A 16,249-nucleotide genomic window follows, 5' to 3' on the forward strand; every position below is an offset into this window, starting at 1 on the left:
GTGGAAGGTCTGTCTCGCTGAGTGCGACAGACCTTCCACGCCGTCGGTGTGTCAGTGGATCGTCCGGCCCCGGGCGTCGGGGATGCCGCTGTGCCGGTGGACGTACGAGCGGAGCTGGTCGCTCCACTCGTGCGCGCTGCGGACCTGCTCGGCCAGCCGCTCCGTGACGCGTCCGTGCAGGTCGTCGGGGACCCTCCCGGCCACCCGCGCCCACCGCGCGGCGTTCGCCTCGGTGCGCGCGGCCCCGTCCGCGTGCGTGTCGTAGACGTGCTGCGCGACCGACACCCCGCTGTGCAGCACGTGCGACCACGGCACGTGGTGGAAGAACAGCAGGAGGTCGTCGGGGCACGTCGCGAGGTCCTCGTACACGTCCCGCCACGGCGCCGGGTACTGGCCCGTGAACCCGGTGCCCGTCGCGCGGGTGCGGTCGACGCCGATGCCGTCGCGGTCGGCGAAGTGGTACGTGCCCCACGGGGTGTACTCGTAGCCGTCGACGTCCGGGCCGTAGTGGTGGCCGGGACGGACCATGAAGCCCACGCCGAGCGGTGCGGTGTAGTCCTCGTACGTCCGCCACGAGTCGTCGAGGATCGCGTGCAGCGCGGCGCGGACCTCGTCGTCGGCCGACGGGAACGTCAGCGTCACCCACTCGTCGAGGAGCGCGAGCGGGTCGGCCTCGGGGTCCCAGGCGAGGCGGGCGAACGTGTAGAGGTTGGCCTGCGCGAGCGGGTGCCCGGTCCAGAAGGCGTCGTCGCCGACGTTCGACACGGCCACGAGCCCGGCACGCCGTGGCGCGCCGGCACCGGGGCCAGCGCCCGGGGCGGTGCCCGGGTCGGTGCCCGGGTCGGCCCCCGGGCGGTCGCCGAGACCTGCCGCCACGTCCGCGACCGTCCGCCCGCCCTCGCCCCACAACGGGAACCGCAGGATCTGCGACCACTGCGGCCCGAGCCACACGGCGTGCCGCTGCTGCCCCGTGTACTCCTGCGTGACCTGCAGCTCGACGGCCAGCCGGGTGCGGGGCATCGCGGCGATCACCGGCGAGACCGGCTCGCGCGCCTGGAAGTCCATCGGGCCGTACTTCACCTGCAGGACGACGTTGTCGTCGAACCGGCCGTCGAGCGGCGAGAAGTGGTCGAACGCCGCGCGGGCGCGGTCGGTCGAGCGGTCCCGCCAGTCCTGCCGGTGGTCGTAGACGAACGCCCGCCAGAACACCGTCCCGCCGAACGGCCTGAGCGCCCGGGCCAGCAGGTTGGCGCCGTCCGCGTGGTCGCGCCCGTACGCGAACGGTCCCGGCTGCCCCTCCGAGTCGGCCTTGACGACGAACCCGCCGAAGTCGGGAACCACGGCGTAGACGTCGGCGGCGCGCTGCGCCCACCACGCCTGCACGTCCGGGTCGAGCGGGTCGGACGTCGGCAGCCCGCCGACCGTGATCGGCGCCGCGAACGAGACCGACAGGAAGACGCGGATCCCGTGCGGGCGGAACAGTGCGGCGAGGCGCGCGACGTCGGGCAGGCCGTCGGTGAGCAGCCGCGCCTCCGTTCGGTGCACGTTGACGTTGTTCAGCCCCACGGCGTTGATCCCGACCGACCCGAGCAGCCGCGCGTACTGCGCGACCCGCGACAGGTCGTCGCGGACCCGCCCGTCGGCGTAGAAGATCGACCCACCGGCGTACCCCCGCTCGACCTGCCCCATCACCGGGTGCACGTCGACGTTGTCCCAGTGGTCGAGCATCCGGAGCTCGTTCACGGGCGCGACGTGGCGCTCCGCGAGGTCGTCGGCGAAGGCACGCTCGCCGAGCCGCACGACGTCGTGCAGCCCGTGAAGGAGAGCGCGCGCACCGGTCGCCCGCACCGTGGTCGTGCCGGCGCTGCGCGCGACGGTGTGGGTGTCGGGACCGTCGGCCGGCTCGACCGTCAGGACGAGGTCGGCGCGGTCGTCGGGACCGGCCAGCGTCCCTCCGAACCGGGTGACCGCCGCGGCGACCTCGTCGCGGACGGTGGCGAGGACCGGGTCGCCGGACGCGTCGGCATCGACGCGGACCGCGCGTCGACCGAGAGGCCGGAAGACGTCGTCAGGCAGCCACATCGGGTGCACGGCGCTCACCAGTCGTGCACCGTGCCGTCCTTGAGGCGGTTGAACGGCAGGTACGCGGGCTGGTACTCGAACCGGTCCGCGACCTCGTCGTCGTAGACGACCCCGAGCCCGTCCTGCTCGCCCGGGTGCAGGAACCCGTCGGTGAACGTGAACGACTGCCGGAACACCTCGTCGGTCCGCGCGCCGTGCTGCATGTACTCCTGGATCCCGAAGTTGTGGATCGCGAGGTCCAGGTGCAGCGCGGCGGCCATCCCGACGGGCGAGATGTCGGTCGGGCCGTGGATGCCGGACTTGATCTGGTACTGCGCGGCGAAGTCGAGGATCCGTCGCAGCGCGCTGATCCCGCCCGTGTGCGTGACGGCCGACCGCACGTAGTCGATGAGCTGCTCGCGGATGACCGTCTGGTAGTCCCACACGGTGTTGAAGACCTCGCCGATCGCGAGCGGCGTCGTCGTGTGCTGCCGGACGAGCCGCAGCGCCTCCTGGTTCTCGGCCGGGGTGCAGTCCTCGAGCCAGAACAGGTCGTACGGCTCGAGGTCCTTGCCGAGCCGCGCCGCCTGGATCGGCGTCATGCGGTGGTGGCCGTCGTGCAGCAGCGGCAGCTCGGGCCCGAACTCGTTCCGGACCGCCTCGAACACGGCCGGGATGTGCCGCAGGTAGGCGCGGGTGTCCCAGTCCTCCTCGGCGGGCAGCGGCGCGCGCTGCGCGGGCTCGTAGTCGTACCTGCCGCCGCTGCTCGGCTGGGCGGCGACCCCGTAGACCGCGTCGATGCCGGGGACCGACGTCTGCACGCGGATCGACCGGAACCCGAGGTCCTGGTGGCGGCGGATCGAGTCGAACAGCTCCGGCAGGTCGCGCCCGCTCGCGTGCCCGTACGCCATGATCCCGTTCCGGCTCGCGCCGCCGAGCAGCTGGTACAGCGGCATGCGCGCGTACCGGGCCTTGATGTCCCACAGCGCGACGTCGACCGCGGCGATCGCGGCCATCGTCACCGGGCCCCGCCGCCAGTACGCCGACCGGTAGAGGAACTGCCAGGTGTCCTCGATGCGGTGCGCGTCGCGGCCGACGAGCAGCGGCACGACGTGGTCGCGCAAGTAGGACACGACGGAGAGCTCGCGCCCGTTGAGCGTCGCGTCGCCGAGGCCGACGACGCCGTCCTCGGTCGTGATGCGCAGCGTGACGAAGTTGCGGTCGGGGCTCGTCACAAGGACCTCGGCCGACCGGATGGCGCTGCCGGGCCGCGCGGTCCGGGCAGGCGGCGCGGTGCGCGAGGCCGTCGAGGTCGTGGCGCTCGCTGGCCCCGGGCCGCGTGCGTCGACGTCGCGCGCGTCGACGTCGCGGGGGTCGGCTGCGCCCGTGGAGGCGTGCTCGGTCGAGGTGGGATGCTGCGTCGTCATCGGGGCTCCCGTCCTGCGCGGCATCGTCGCCGCATGCTCGTGCGTGCTCCCGCGAGCCTAGGCACGCCGACGGACGAACGGCAATCGTTTGCCAGGTGTTGCCACACGTCGGTCGCATGACCGACGATGGCCGCACCGCCGGCCGCCGCGCCGGGACGCGAGACAGGACCAGGCCGCATGACGACCACCCGCCCGACCCTGCGCGATGTCGCCGACGCCGCCGGGGTCGCCGTGTCCACCGCGTCGCGCGCCCTGACCCGGCCCGGCCGCATCACCGAGGACACCGCCGCCCGCGTCCGCGCCGCCGCCGACGCCCTCGGCTACACCGCCAGCCCGTCCGGCCGAGCCCTGAGCTCCGGCCGCACCGGCACCGTCGCGCTCGTCGTCCCCGACGTCACCAACCCGTTCTTCTTCGGCATCGTCCGCGGCGTCCAGAACCGCCTCCGCGCCGACGGCTACATGCACGTCCTCGTCGACACCGAGGAGTCCGTCCCCGCCGAGGAGCGTGCGCTGCGCATGCTCCGCGCGTCCGCCGACGGCGTCGTCCTGGCCGCACCCCGGGTCGAGGACGCCGACCTGGCCCGCTGGGCACGCGAGCAGCCCATCGTCACGATCAACCGCCCCGTCGACGGCGACGGCGTCGTGCTCGACACCCCCGGCGGGGCCGTGCAGGCCCTCGAGCACCTCGCGTCGCTCGGGCACCGCCGCGTCGCCTACGCGTCCGGCCCGCGCACGTCCTGGTCGGACCGGCACCGCCGCGTCGCCCTGCGCCCCGCCGCCCGTCGCCTCGGCGTCGACCTGGTCGTCCTCGGCCCCTACGCCCCCCAGCGGGAGGCCGGGGCCGCCGCCGCCGACGCCGCGTGCGGCGCCGACGTCACCGCCGTGCTCGCCTTCAACGACCTGCTCGCGTTCGGCGTCCTCGACCGGCTCACCGCGCGCGGTGTCGACGTCCCCGGTGCCATGAGCGTCGTCGGCTGCGACGACGTCTTCGGCGCCGACCTGGTCCGCCCCGGCCTGACGACCGTCGCCGCGCCCCTCGAACGCGCCGGCCACCGCGCCGCCGACCTGCTGCTGTCCCGCCTCGACCGCTCCGGCTCACGCGCGGGCGACTCCCGCGGCGCCCGCGGCCCCCTCCCGCCGTCCGTCGACCTCCTCCCGACGCACCTCGTCGTCCGCGGCACGACCGGCCCGGCCCCGGTCTAGGACCTCGCCGCGGCGCCCGAGGTGCCCTCCCGCCGTCGGTCGACCTCCTCCCGACTCTCCTCGTCGTCCGCGGCACGACTGGCCGGCCCTGGTCTGAGACCTCGCCCCGGACACCGCGCGGCCCGGGCGGCGTCCGAGCGCCGACGCCGGCGAAATGTGCTGCGCTCCCGGCGGGCTTGGCCCGTCCACGACAGGGCCGGGCACGCAGGTCCGACGACCTGAGCTGGCAGCCGCGCGCGACCTGAATCATGTGCGCCAGGTCGGCGCCCGCCGGGCAGGATCGCTGTCATGACGACCTCCGAGGTCCTGGCGCGCGCGGCCCACGCCGACGCCTGGCAGCAGCACGGCCTGCTCCGGGCGGGTCGCGGGGGAGCGGTCGCCGACCTGCCCGGCATCCGCCTCATGGCGAGCGGGCTGCCGCAGCCCCAGTGGAACAACGGCGACGTCACCGACCCTGACGTCGTCGACGTCGACGCGGTCCGCGCGTGGTACGCCCCGCACGGCGTGCCGTGGGGCGTCCGCGTCCCTGCAGGCACCGCCTGGCCGCACGGCACCTTCCTGTTCCGCAAGCGCCTCTTCGTCCTCCCGGCCCCGCCCTCGCCGCTCGCCGCTGATGCGCACCCGCACCCCGGCCCTGCGGCCCCCGCTGGCACGCACCCGGCCCCTCCCTCGAGACACCCCGCCGACTCGCACCCGGCCCCGCCGTCGAGACACCCCGCCGACACGCACTCGGCACGGGAGCGGGTCGTCCCCGGGCTCACGATCCGTGCCGCGACGCCGGACGACCTCGCCACCGTGGTCGAGGTCACCGCCGCCGCGTTCGACGGCGACCCGGTGCTGGAGTCGGCGTGGATCGCCCCGCACCTCGCCAACGACCGCGTGACCGTCGCCCTCGCGGAGCTCGACGGCCGTGCCGTCGCCACGGGGTACGTCCTGCGCTCCGACGGCCAGGCCGGGCCTGCGGCCTACGTCGCCGGGCTGGCCGTCGCCCCGGACGTCACGACCGTCGGCGTCGACGCGGCGGTGTGCGCGTGGCTCGTGCGCGGTGCCTTCGCCGGCGGCGCGCGGCTCGCGCACGTGCACCCGGACACCGACGAGGAGGCGGCGACCTACGCCGGCCTCGGCTTCACCGAGTCCGGCGCCCTCGACATCTACGTCGACCTCGCCTGACTCCCGCCGCCCCGCGCGCTCCCGCGCGCTCCCGTGGGCCCCGAGCCGCCGCCGCCGAGGCCGTCACCCGCAGCCGAGTTCGTCGGTCGCTGCCGAGTTCGTCACCTGCAACCGGCGAACTCGGCTCGGACTGACGACCTCGGCGGAGGCCGGGCGGTGGCTCAGCAGTCGGCGGGCTTCGGGACGTCGGTGCACAGGTCGTCGACCAGCCTGGAGCGGCGCTCGACGACCTCGAACGGGGCGCTCGTCGTCGAGGTCTGCGCGGTGCCGGTGACCGCGTGCCAGGTGTCGTCCCCGGCGACCCGGTAGCGGCCCGACCACTCGGTAGTCAGGGTGATCTGGAACGTGCCCGGCTGCTCGTACACCCGGTAGGTGTCGTGGTTCGGGTACGGGCTCCCCGCCGACGTCGTCCACAGGTCGGTCCCGTCGCCGAACTCGTAGTGGAACCGCTCCGGCGCGGCGACGACCTCGACGTCGCGCCCCAGCAGGTTCGTGACGAACGTCTGCTCGGTGCGCTCGGTCATCACGATCGTCTCCTTGTTGACCAGCACCCACCCCCGGTCGGGCTGCAACCGCAGCACCGGCGGCGCCAACGGCAACCGCCGGAACTCCTCCAACGTCAGAACTGGTAGCGCCTCACCACACCCGCCGACGTCAACCTGCTGCCACTGCGTCCAGCCGTCCTCGCCGACCGGGTAGCGCCGCCACAATGGCTGACGGAACTCCTCGTCTGCGCAGTCGAGGACCAACCCGTTGTCGATTCCCGGCGGGCAGGATCCGTCCTCGCCGCCCATCACCCAGACCCCAGCCGCATCACGACACGCTGCCGCGCGACGAAACTCCGGACGTCGCCCGGGGTCCTTGGCGGGGACCGCTGCTCGCTCCTCGGCAACCGCGCTTCCTCGCTGGGCCGAGGCATCGATCGCGTCGCCCGTCGGCGAGGTACTCGCGTGGTGGCCCACACCACGGCCTTCGGGCGGCACGGGCGTCGGAGCAGCGAGCAGCGCGATGGCCAGGGTGGCGCCCACCGCTCTCACGGCGCCGTCAGAGTTCCCGGCGCCAGCACGTCGACATCGTCGACGCGCCACCACTCGTCCGCCCAGCTCAGGGCAAAGTACAGGTCGTGCTCGGCCTCCGGGTCGTGCACGAGCACTTCCCCGTTCGCGTCACGACGCGTCGAGGCGTGCTGCGTGATCCGCAGCGTGGCTGAGTACCACTCGTGCGGTGAGATCTCGGTGCCGACTGCACTCGTCACCGTGCTGCCTCCACCTTCCTCGGTCGACGAGGCCGCGCGGCTCTGCCGGATGTCGTCGAGGACCGAGTGGCAGAAGTCGCAGTCGTCGTCGGACATCTGCTCGAAGCCCGCTGTGTCGCCGGTCGTGTAGGCGTACTCGTAGAGGCTCATGAAGTAGCTGGCCGCTGCGGCGGCACCGGTGGCGCTCGGCGCCTCCATCGCGGCGGGTCGCTCTGGTGGGATCGAGAGGTCCGCCGTGGGCGTGGGTGTGGGCGTCGATGCCGAATGTGTGCCGGAGGTCGTGGGAGCAGGGTCAGTGGTCTGCGGTCCGGGTCCCGTGCACGCGGAGAGGGCCAGCAGCCCGGTCAGCAGTGCCGCGGCGGCCGCCCCCTGCGCGGTTCGTCGGCGAAGCATGGCCGCGAACCTACCGATATCGGACACCTCGTGGGACGGTCCGGCCCGATCTGTGGACAACAGGTCGCCGGCCACGCTCCCGCCACCAGCCGGCCCACGACGGCGGGCCCATCCCGTGACGCCGGCCCACGCGCCCTCCCGCCGCGTTCAGAGCGTCGAGGTCGTCACTTCAGGCCGAGGTCGTCACCTGGAGGTAGCGAACTCGGCACGAACTGACGACCTCGGGGGCGGCGGAGTCACCTGGGCGCTGGAGCCGTCAGGCGGGGGTGTCGTCCGACAAGGCCGACAGGACGCCCTCGCCGTAGCGGTCGAGCTTGGTGGCGCCGACGCCGCTGATGCTGCCCAGCGCCTCGATGGACGTGGGGACCCGTGTGGCGATCTCCCGCAGGGTCGCGTCGTGGAAGACGACGTAGGCGGGCACGCCCTGCTCCTTGGCAGCCCCGGCGCGCCAGGCGCGCAGGCGCTCGAACCGCTCGGTGGCGTCGTCGGAGAGGTCGGCGGCCACGGACGCGCGGCGCTCGCGCCCGGAGGACCCGCCGCGGGACCGGCCGGTGCGCTCGGGCTCCCGGCGCAGGCGGACCTCCCGGTCGCCGCGCAGGACCTCGCTGCTCAGGGGCGACAGGCGCAGGGTGCCGTAGCCGTCGGTGTCGACCGCGAGGAGCTCCATCGCGAGGAGCTGGCGGACGACGCCGCGCCACTCGCCGTCGGACAGGTCGGTGCCGACGCCGAAGGTGCTGAGCGTGGCGTGACCGAGCTGCTGGACGCGCGGTGTCGTCTTGCCGCGGAGGATGTCGACGAGGTGGCCGACGCCGTACCTCTGGTTGCGCTGGTCGAGCCGGACGATCGTCGACAGGAGCTTCTGCGCGGCGACGGTCCCGTCCCACGACTCGGGGGGCGTGAGGCAGGTGTCGCAGTTGCCGCACGGCTCGCCGGACTGGCCGAAGTAGTTGAGCAGCTGGACGCGCCGGCACGTCACGGTCTCGCAGAGCGCGAGCATCGCGTCGAGGTGCTGGGTGAGGCGGCGGCGGTGCGCGGCGTCGCCGTCGGACGTGTCGATCATGCGGCGCTGCTGCACGACGTCGGCCAGCCCGTAGGCGAGCCAGGCGGTCGACGGCAGGCCGTCGCGGCCCGCGCGCCCGGTCTCCTGGTAGTAGCCCTCGACGGACTTCGGCAGGTCGAGGTGCGCGACGAACCGCACGTCGGGCTTGTCGATGCCCATGCCGAACGCGATGGTCGCGACCATCACGAGACCGTCCTCACGCAGGAACCGGGCCTGGTTGCGCGCACGGACCTGCCGGTCGAGGCCCGCGTGGTACGGCAGCGCAGGGATGCCGGCCGCGACGAGGTGATCGGCGGTCTGCTCGACGGACGCGCGCGACAGGCAGTAGACGATGCCGGCGTCGCCGGGGTGCTCGCTGCGCAGCAGGTCGACGAGCTGGGCGCGCGGGTTGTCCTTCGGCGCGATGCGGTACTGGATGTTCGGGCGGTCGAAGCTCGCGACGAAGTGCTTCGCGTCCTCGAGCTGCAGGCGGGACGCGATCTCCGCGTGCGTCGCGGCGGTCGCCGTCGCGGTGAGGGCGATGCGCGGCACGTCGGGCCAGCGCTCGTGCACCATCGACAGCTGCAGGTAGTCGGGCCGGAAGTCGTGCCCCCACTGGGACACGCAGTGGGCCTCGTCGATCGCGAACAGCGCGATGCGCCCCTGGTCGAGCAGGTCGACGGTGTCGGGCACGCGCAGGCGCTCGGGGGCCAGGTAGAGCAGGTCGAGCTCGCTGTCGAGGAACGCCTGCTCGACGGCCCGGCGCTCGTGCGGCTGCTGCGTGGAGTTGAGGAACCCGGCGCGCACGCCGAGCGCGGACAGCGCGTCGACCTGGTCCTGCATGAGGGCGATGAGCGGCGACACGACGATGCCGGTGCCGGGCCGCACGAGCGAGGGCACCTGGTAGCAGAGCGACTTGCCGCCGCCGGTCGGCATGAGGACGAGCGCGTCGCCGCCGGCGACGAGCGTGTCGATGATCTCCGCCTGGTCGCCGCGGAACGCGTCGTAGCCCCAGACGCGCTGCAGGACCTCCTGCGGCGTCGGGCGCGGACCGTCGTCGGGCTCGGGGACGGCCCGGGGGCGGGCGCGGCCGGGGACGGGTGCGCCGTGGGCGGCCTCGTACCGGACGGTCTGCGCGTCGGGCTCCCGGTGTCCGCGCGCGGAGGTGCGGGTGCCGCTCGACGCGGACCGGCCCGGCCGGGCACCGCCGGACCGGCCACCGCGGGACTCGCCCGGGTCGTCAGGGGGGACGTCGTCGTACGCGGGGTCGAACGGCGGCTCGTCGTACGCGGCGTCGAACGGGGGCTCGTCGTACGCCGGGTCGTACGGCGGCTCGTCGAGGGGCGGGGCGTCGTCCGCCCACGACGCCGACGCGGCGGCGCGGGACGCGGGGCGGGCGGGTCCGGGAGGCACCCGCTCACCCTACGAGGCGCGGCCCACACCGGAGGCCGTCGTCGCCAGGTGTGGACGGCGCGACGCGACGCGCGACCTGGGGACGCCTCGCGCGAAGCCGTGCGACAGGACGTCGGCGGTCCGTAGGGTGGCCGCATGGGAACCGCACTCGTCACCGGCGCCAGCGCCGGCCTCGGCCTGGAGTTCGCCTGGCAGCTCGCCACCGCCAAGCACGACGTCGTCCTCGTCGCCCGCGACGAGGATCGCCTGACCCGCCTCGCCGCCCAGCTCCAGGCGGCCGCCGGCATCCACGCGGAGGTGCTCGTCGCCGACCTGGCGACGGACGAGGGGATCGGCCGCGTCGCCGACCGCCTGCGCAGCGACGAGAAGCCGGTGGGCCTGCTCGTCAACAACGCCGGTCTCGGCCTCAACCAGCGGTTCGTCGGCGGCGACGTCGACGCGGAGGTCAAGGCCCTCGACGTCATGGTCAAGGCCGTCCTGGTCCTGTCGCACGCGGCGGCCGGCGCGATGGTCGGGCGAGGCCGCGGCGCGATCCTCAACGTCGCGTCGGTGTCCGCGCTGCTCGCGTCGGGCACGTACTCGGCGCACAAGGCGTGGGTGCGGACGTTCACCGAGGGCCTCGCGGTCGAGCTCAAGGACACCGGCGTCACCGCGACGGTCCTCAACCCGGGCTTCACGCACACCGAGTTCCACGAGCGTGGCCGCATCGACATGAGCGGCTACCCGGAGATCGTCTGGCTCAACGCGGAGGACGTGGTCGCGACCGCGCTCGCGGACGTGCGCCGGGGCGTCGTCATCTCGACGCCGAGCGCCCGCTACCGCGCAGCCTCGGCCATCGCCCGGCTGGCCCCGCGCAGCGCGATCCGCGCGATCGGCCGCTACCGCAAGGCCCTCGACGAGCCCGCGGACGCCGACGCGGGCGTCTGACCGACCCGCCGACGGCGTCGGTCGGGGCCGCTCGACGCGCCCGCCAGGACGACGTCCGGCGGGGCGGGTCGGGCCGAAGGTCCGGCTCGCCGTCCGGACCGCCGAACGCGCGCGACGCCCGCCCGGGTAGCCTGGTCGGCCGTGACCCACGACCTCTCGCCGACGCCCCGCGAGCAGCTGCTCGCCCTCATCCAGGACCTCGCGGTCGTGCACGGGAAGGTCACGCTGTCGTCGGGCCTCGAGGCCGACTACTACGTGGACCTGCGCCGCGCGACGCTGCACCACCGCGCAGCCCCGCTGATCGGCCACCTGCTGCTGGACCGGCTGGAGGAGGTCGGGCTCGGCACGGCGGAGATCGACGCCGTCGGCGGTCTGACGCTCGGCGCCGACCCGGTCGCGACGTCCCTGCTGCACGCGGCGGCGTCGCGCGGTCAGGACCTCGACGCGTTCGTCGTCCGCAAGGAGGCGAAGGCGCACGGCATGCAGCGCCGCATCGAGGGCCCGGACATCGCGGGTCGCAAGGTGGTCGTGGTCGAGGACACGTCGACGACGGGCGGCTCGCCGATCACCGCGATCGAGGCGGCGCGCGAGGCGGGTGCCGAGGTCGTCGGCGTCGCGGTCATCGTGGACCGTGCGACGGGCGCGCAGCAGAAGATCGAGGCGCTGGGCGTCCCGTACCACTACCTCTTCTCGCTCGCGGACCTCGGTCTCGCGTGACGAGGTCGTGACGTCGCGCCGAGGTCGTGAGTCCTGACGCACGACCTCGGCGGCAGCTCACGACCTCGGCGGCGCAGCGCCCGCGTCAGACGACCGCGAGCACGACGACCATGACGACGACCGTCGCCGCCGTCTCCCCGAGCCCGATCGCCTTCGCCGACGGCCACGGACGTCGCCGGGGGACGAGCACGGCGCGCGCGAGCAGGGCCGCGGCGACCGCGACGAGCAGGATCGACCCGCCGAGGCCGCGCACGCCCCAGCCCTCGGGGACGGCCAGGACGGCCCCCGCGACGGCCCCCACGAGCAGCGCCGCGTGGAAGACGACGGACACCGCGAGCACCCGCGGGTCGTCGCGGTCGCGGATGAGCGACTTCACGTACGGGACGGTGCCGAGGAAGTAGGCCGCGAGCAGCCCGGTCGCGGCCCAGGCACGCGGGTCGTCGGCGCCGGGCAGCGGCCCGGACGACCCCAGACCCGCGGAGACGACCGTCATGAGCATCGCGGCGACGACCGTGACGCCGTCGTTGAGCCACGACCGGTCCGCCCGCCGCGCGGAGCACAGGAGGCTCACCGCGAGCAGCGCGCCGTAGATCGGCGCCCACCACAGCAGGCCGGGTGACGACGCGACGAGGGCGACGCCGAGGATGCCGGTGAGCGCCCCGTAGGCGCGGACGGGCGGCAGGTAGCGAGGGCGTCGTGACGCCTTGAGCCACAGCCCGGCGGCGTGGAACGCGAGGTAGGCGACGAGCCAGGCGACGAGCAGCAGCGCGTGCCGCCACGTCGGTCCCGCGAGGGCGGCCCCGACGACCACAGGGACGGCGAGCATCGCCCACGCCCCGTGCTGCTTCGGGACCCAGCCGGGTCCGCGGCGGCCTCGGGCGGTCGGCGCGGTGCGGCGCGGGACGGTCGTCGGCACGGCGCGAGCATCGCCCCCACGGCGACGAGGGGCCCGGGACCTACGTCCCGACCGGGTGCGGCCCGACGGGCGCGCACGGGGGGCGCGGAACGGCACGGTGCGGTGGACGGGGGCGATCCGCGCGCGTGGCAGCCCCCTCGCGCGCGACGGCACTCCGGCCGCGGGAGCGCGGTGGAGCCGGTCGTCGCCTCAGCGCGCCCGTCGGACGCGAGCGGCGCGGGTCAGGGCGGTCCCGACCGCGACGGCGAGGACGGCGGCGACGAGCAGCTCGAGGGTCGCGCCGGTCGCGGCGAGCTCCGCGCCGCGCACCGGGGTGGCAGTGGCGACCGTCGTCCCCACGGTGGCGCCTGTCGCGTCGACGCCGGCCACGGGACCGGCGACGGGCGCGACGCTCGCCGACGGGGTGGGGTCGGGCGAGGGCGTGGGCGTGGGCGTGGGCGTGGGCGTGGGCGTGGCCGTGACCGTGGGCGTCGGGACCGGTGCGGCGGCCGTCGTGACGGCGAGCGTCGCGGAGAGCGGCAGGTCGACGACCTGGATGCGCACGGTGAGGGTGGACGCGGAGGGGAGCCCGGTGAGCACGACGGAGGCCGCGGAGGTCGCGACCGGCGTGGACCACGTGACGCCGTCGGCGGACCACGCGACCTCGTAACCGGCGGGTGCGCCGGCCTGCGCGGTCCACGAGACGGTCGCGCTGGTCGCGTCGACGGCGGAGGCCGTGGGCGCGAGGGGGTCCGTGAGGCGCAGGACCAGGTGGAGCGTCGACTCCTTCTGGACGTTGTAGTCGGCGAGCGTGCGGCCGTCGTCGAGCTGCTTCCCGGCGAAGACGAGCGTCTGCTGGTCGGGCGGCACCCCCTCCTTGTCCTGGATCTTCTGCTTGACCGCCTCGACGGTGTCGTTGGCCTCGACCTCGAGGGCGATGGTCTTACCGGTCGTCGTCTTGACGAAGATCTGCATGCGCGAGGGCTCCTGACCTGCGAGGGAGGCGGTCAGTATCACCTGGGCGGTGTGGTGCGGCGGCTGCGGCGCGCGGCCCGACGGTCGGCGCCGCCCGAGAGGGGGGGCGGGCGGCGCCGCCGAGCCCGGGTGTGCCCGGGAGGCGTGTCGTCGCCGGGTGCGTCGGCCCCTGGCGCGTCGAGCTCGCCAGGGACGATCCTCCGCCGCGTGCCGCCGGACCCGCAGGACCTAGGTCCCGGCGCGGGGGAGCCGTCGACGGACACGCGGCGTGTCGGGGCGGACGCGCCCGACGCCCCCGCTCGGACGCTCCCGACGTGCGGGTCAGACGCGCGCGACGAGGTCTGCGACGGAGTCCGTGATCTCGCTCGGGCGGAACGGGAACCGCTCGACGTCCTCGCGCCGGGTCGACCCGGACAGGACGAGCACGGTGTGCAGCCCGGCCTCGATGCCCGCGACGACGTCGGTGTCCATCCGGTCTCCGACCATGACGGTCGTCTCGGAGTGCGCGCCGATCCGGTTGAGCGCGGACCGCATCATCACGGGGTTGGGCTTGCCGACGAAGTACGGCTGGCGCCCGGTCGCGGCGGAGATCATCGCGGCGACGGCCCCGGTCGCGGGCAGGTCGCCGTCGGCGGACGGCCCGGTGACGTCGGGGTTCGTCGCGATGAACCGCGCGCCGCCCTGGATGAGCCGGATGGCCTGCGTGATGGCCTCGAACGAGTAGGTGCGCGTCTCGCCGAGCACCACGAAGTCGGGCGAGCTCGACGTGAGCGTGTAGCCGGCCTCGTACAGGGCCGTCGTGAGCCCGGCCTCGCCGATCGTGTACGCGGACCCGCCGGGCATCTGGTCGGTGAGGAACTGCGCGGTGGCCAGCGCGGACGTCCAGATGGCGTGCTCGGGGACGTCGAGGCCGCTGGTGCGCAGGCGGGCGGCGAGGTCGCGCGGCGTGAAGATCGAGTTGTTCGTGAGGACGAGGAACGGCCGCTCGGCGTCGCGCAGGGCGGTGACGAACTCGGCGGCGCCCGGCAGGGCGGTGCCCTCGTGCACGAGGACGCCGTCCATGTCGGACAGCCAGGAGCGGATCTCCCGCGTCACTCGCCGAAGGCCTTGCGCTCGACGGCCTCGCGCTCGTGCTGCTCGTCGTAGCGCGGGTCGCGGCCCTCGGCGTCGAGGGGGGCCTTGGCGCGCTCACGCCGGGCACGCCACATCTCGACGGCGATCGGGATGACGGAGACCAGCACGATGAGCACGAGCAGCGGCTCGATGTTCTCGCGGACGAACGGGATGTTGCCCAGCAGGTAGCCGAGCAGCGTCACCCCGACGCCCCACAGCAGCGCGCCGATGAAGTTGTACGTGACGAAGTGGCGGTACTTCATGTTGCCGACGCCCGCGGCGACGGGGGCGTAGGTGCGCACGATGGGCACGAAGCGCGCGACGATGATCGTCCGGCCGCCGTACTTGTCGAAGTAGGCGTAGGTCTGGTCGATGTAGGACTTCTTGAAGAACCGCGAGTCCGGCTTGTTGAAGACGCGCGGGCCGAGGCGTCGGCCGATGAAGAACGCGGTCTGGTCGCCGAGGAACGCGGCGAGGAACAGCAGCCCGCACAGCGCCCAGATGTTGATGTTCACCGGGAACGAGTCCTGCGCGACGAGCGCGCCCGCGGTGAACAGCAGGGAGTCGCCGGGCAGGATCGGGAACAGCAGGCCGGTCTCGATGAAGATCACGGCGACGATGCCGATGACGACGGCGGTCCCGAACGACGAGATCATGTGGTCCGGGTCGAGGAAGTCCGGCCCGAGGGCGGGCACCGGGCCGGCGGCGTGCAGCGCCGTCAGGACGTGCGGGGCGGCCTCGAGGGTCGACGTGAGCATGGCGTCCAGGGTACGGGGCGTCCTGTGCCCCGGCCGTGGGTCCCTGTGTGGGAACCGTGTGGACCTGGGCGTCGGGCGTCGTCAGAATGGGCGCTCACCTGCGGTCGAGGAGGGGTCCGGGGATGCGGTCCACCGTGAAGGACGTCGCCACGCGGGCGGGCGTCTCCCCGAAGACGGTCTCGAACGTCATCAACGGCACGGCGTTCGTGCGGCCGGACACGCGGGCGCGGGTCGAGCAGGCGCTCGCGGACCTCGACTACGTGCCGAACCTGGGGGCCCGGGGGCTGCGCAACGGCCGGTACGGGCTGATCGCCCTCGCGCTGCCGGACCTGTCGACGGCGTACTCGGCGGAGCTCGCGCACCACTTCGTCGAGGAGGGGCACGCGCGCGGGTGGAGCGTGCAGATCGAGGAGACGGCCGCGGAGCCGCGTCGCGAGCAGGCGCTGCTGTCCCGGGCGCGCTCGCACCTGGTCGACGGGCTCGTGCTCAACCCGGTGTCCCTCGCCGACTCGGTGGTCGACGAGCACGTGGCGCGCGGCCCGCTGCCGCCGACGGTCCTCATCGGTGAGGTCGAGCAGGACCGGACGGACCAGGTCGGGGTGGACAGCGTCGCGGGGGCGCGGGACCTGACCGAGCACCTGCTGGCGACGGGTCGGCGGCGGATCGCGGTCGTCGGGTCGCCGGGCGTGCCGGAGACGGCGGCGGCGCGGCAGCGCACGGAGGGGTACCGGCAGGCGCTGGCGGCGGCGGGCGTGCCGCACGACCCGGCCCTGGAGGTCCCGACGCCGCGGTGGACGTCGGACGAGGCCGCGGGCGCGCTGCGGGCGTTCCTCGACGCGCACCCGCTGCCCGACGCGTTCTTCTGCTTCACGGACTCGATGGCGCTCGCGGTGGTGCACGTGC

General features: G+C 74.4%; 14 protein-coding genes. 5 read left to right on the forward strand and 9 right to left on the reverse strand.

Going from position 1 to position 16,249, the window contains the following annotated elements; genetic code table 11:
• Window positions 1-51: 51 nt before the first annotated feature.
• Both CBZ_RS06845 and manD read right to left on the reverse strand, forming a co-directional pair.
• On the reverse strand, window positions 52-2,082 hold the full coding sequence (locus tag CBZ_RS06845; RefSeq protein ID WP_130780844.1) for an alpha-glucuronidase: 2,031 nt from the start codon (window positions 2,080-2,082) through the stop codon (window positions 52-54).
• Between the two features lie 14 nt (window positions 2,083-2,096).
• Window positions 2,097-3,488 (reverse strand): D-mannonate dehydratase ManD, encoded by a 1,392-nt coding sequence (gene manD / locus CBZ_RS06850; RefSeq protein WP_130780833.1) that lies wholly within the window; start codon window positions 3,486-3,488, stop codon window positions 2,097-2,099.
• 177 nt (window positions 3,489-3,665) lie between these two features.
• On the opposite strand from manD, the gene CBZ_RS06855 reads away from it, so the two are divergent.
• The gene (locus CBZ_RS06855; RefSeq protein WP_130780834.1) at window positions 3,666-4,691 is read left to right on the forward strand and encodes a LacI family DNA-binding transcriptional regulator; all 1,026 of its coding nucleotides are present in this window, start codon (window positions 3,666-3,668) and stop codon (window positions 4,689-4,691) included.
• A 288-nt stretch (window positions 4,692-4,979) separates the two neighbouring features.
• Window positions 4,980-5,861, forward strand: coding sequence for a GNAT family N-acetyltransferase (locus CBZ_RS20790; RefSeq protein ID WP_165446685.1), 882 nt, complete (start codon window positions 4,980-4,982; stop codon window positions 5,859-5,861).
• A gap of 161 nt (window positions 5,862-6,022) precedes the next feature.
• On the opposite strand, the gene CBZ_RS06865 is transcribed toward CBZ_RS20790, so the two are convergent.
• From CBZ_RS06865 to recQ, 3 genes are all read right to left on the reverse strand, one after another.
• Window positions 6,023-6,610: a hypothetical protein gene (locus tag CBZ_RS06865; RefSeq protein ID WP_246013127.1), complete on the reverse strand. Its 588-nt coding sequence runs from the start codon at window positions 6,608-6,610 to the stop codon at window positions 6,023-6,025.
• 284 nt (window positions 6,611-6,894) lie between these two features.
• A complete protein-coding gene (locus tag CBZ_RS06870; RefSeq protein WP_130780836.1) occupies window positions 6,895-7,584 on the reverse strand; it encodes a DUF6318 family protein in 690 nt (229 codons plus the stop codon).
• Between the two features lie 181 nt (window positions 7,585-7,765).
• Window positions 7,766-9,961, reverse strand: coding sequence for a DNA helicase RecQ (gene recQ / locus CBZ_RS06875; RefSeq protein WP_130780837.1), 2,196 nt, complete (start codon window positions 9,959-9,961; stop codon window positions 7,766-7,768).
• Window positions 9,962-10,096: 135 nt separating this feature from the next.
• Between recQ and CBZ_RS06880 the strand changes: the two genes are divergently transcribed.
• On the forward strand, window positions 10,097-10,888 hold the full coding sequence (locus tag CBZ_RS06880) for an SDR family NAD(P)-dependent oxidoreductase (protein ID WP_130780838.1): 792 nt from the start codon (window positions 10,097-10,099) through the stop codon (window positions 10,886-10,888).
• Window positions 10,889-11,029: 141 nt separating this feature from the next.
• Entirely contained in the window at window positions 11,030-11,605 is a 576-nt protein-coding gene (gene pyrE / locus CBZ_RS06885; protein WP_130780839.1) for an orotate phosphoribosyltransferase, read from the forward strand.
• Window positions 11,606-11,690: 85 nt separating this feature from the next.
• Here the strand turns inward: pyrE and CBZ_RS06890 are convergent, their stop codons facing one another.
• The 4 genes from CBZ_RS06890 to CBZ_RS06905 all read right to left on the reverse strand — a co-directional run bounded on the left by CBZ_RS06890 (window position 11,691) and on the right by CBZ_RS06905 (window position 15,346).
• Complete coding sequence (locus CBZ_RS06890; RefSeq protein WP_130780840.1) at window positions 11,691-12,521, reverse strand: YwiC-like family protein; 831 nt, start codon at window positions 12,519-12,521, stop codon at window positions 11,691-11,693.
• A 189-nt stretch (window positions 12,522-12,710) separates the two neighbouring features.
• On the reverse strand, window positions 12,711-13,475 hold the full coding sequence (locus CBZ_RS06895; RefSeq protein ID WP_130780841.1) for a ubiquitin-like protein: 765 nt from the start codon (window positions 13,473-13,475) through the stop codon (window positions 12,711-12,713).
• A gap of 321 nt (window positions 13,476-13,796) precedes the next feature.
• The gene (locus tag CBZ_RS06900) at window positions 13,797-14,570 is read right to left on the reverse strand and encodes an HAD-IIA family hydrolase (RefSeq protein ID WP_174768641.1); all 774 of its coding nucleotides are present in this window, start codon (window positions 14,568-14,570) and stop codon (window positions 13,797-13,799) included.
• Window positions 14,567-15,346, reverse strand: coding sequence for a VTT domain-containing protein (locus CBZ_RS06905; protein WP_130780842.1), 780 nt, complete (start codon window positions 15,344-15,346; stop codon window positions 14,567-14,569). The genes CBZ_RS06900 and CBZ_RS06905 overlap by 4 nt, the downstream gene beginning before the upstream one ends.
• A 122-nt stretch (window positions 15,347-15,468) precedes the next feature.
• Between CBZ_RS06905 and CBZ_RS06910 the strand changes: the two genes are divergently transcribed.
• On the forward strand, window positions 15,469-16,249 hold a 781-nt coding region (locus CBZ_RS06910), incomplete at its 3' end, for a LacI family DNA-binding transcriptional regulator (RefSeq protein WP_130780843.1).

This window comes from Cellulomonas biazotea (assembly GCF_004306155.1).
GTDB lineage: Bacteria > Actinomycetota > Actinomycetes > Actinomycetales > Cellulomonadaceae > Cellulomonas > Cellulomonas biazotea.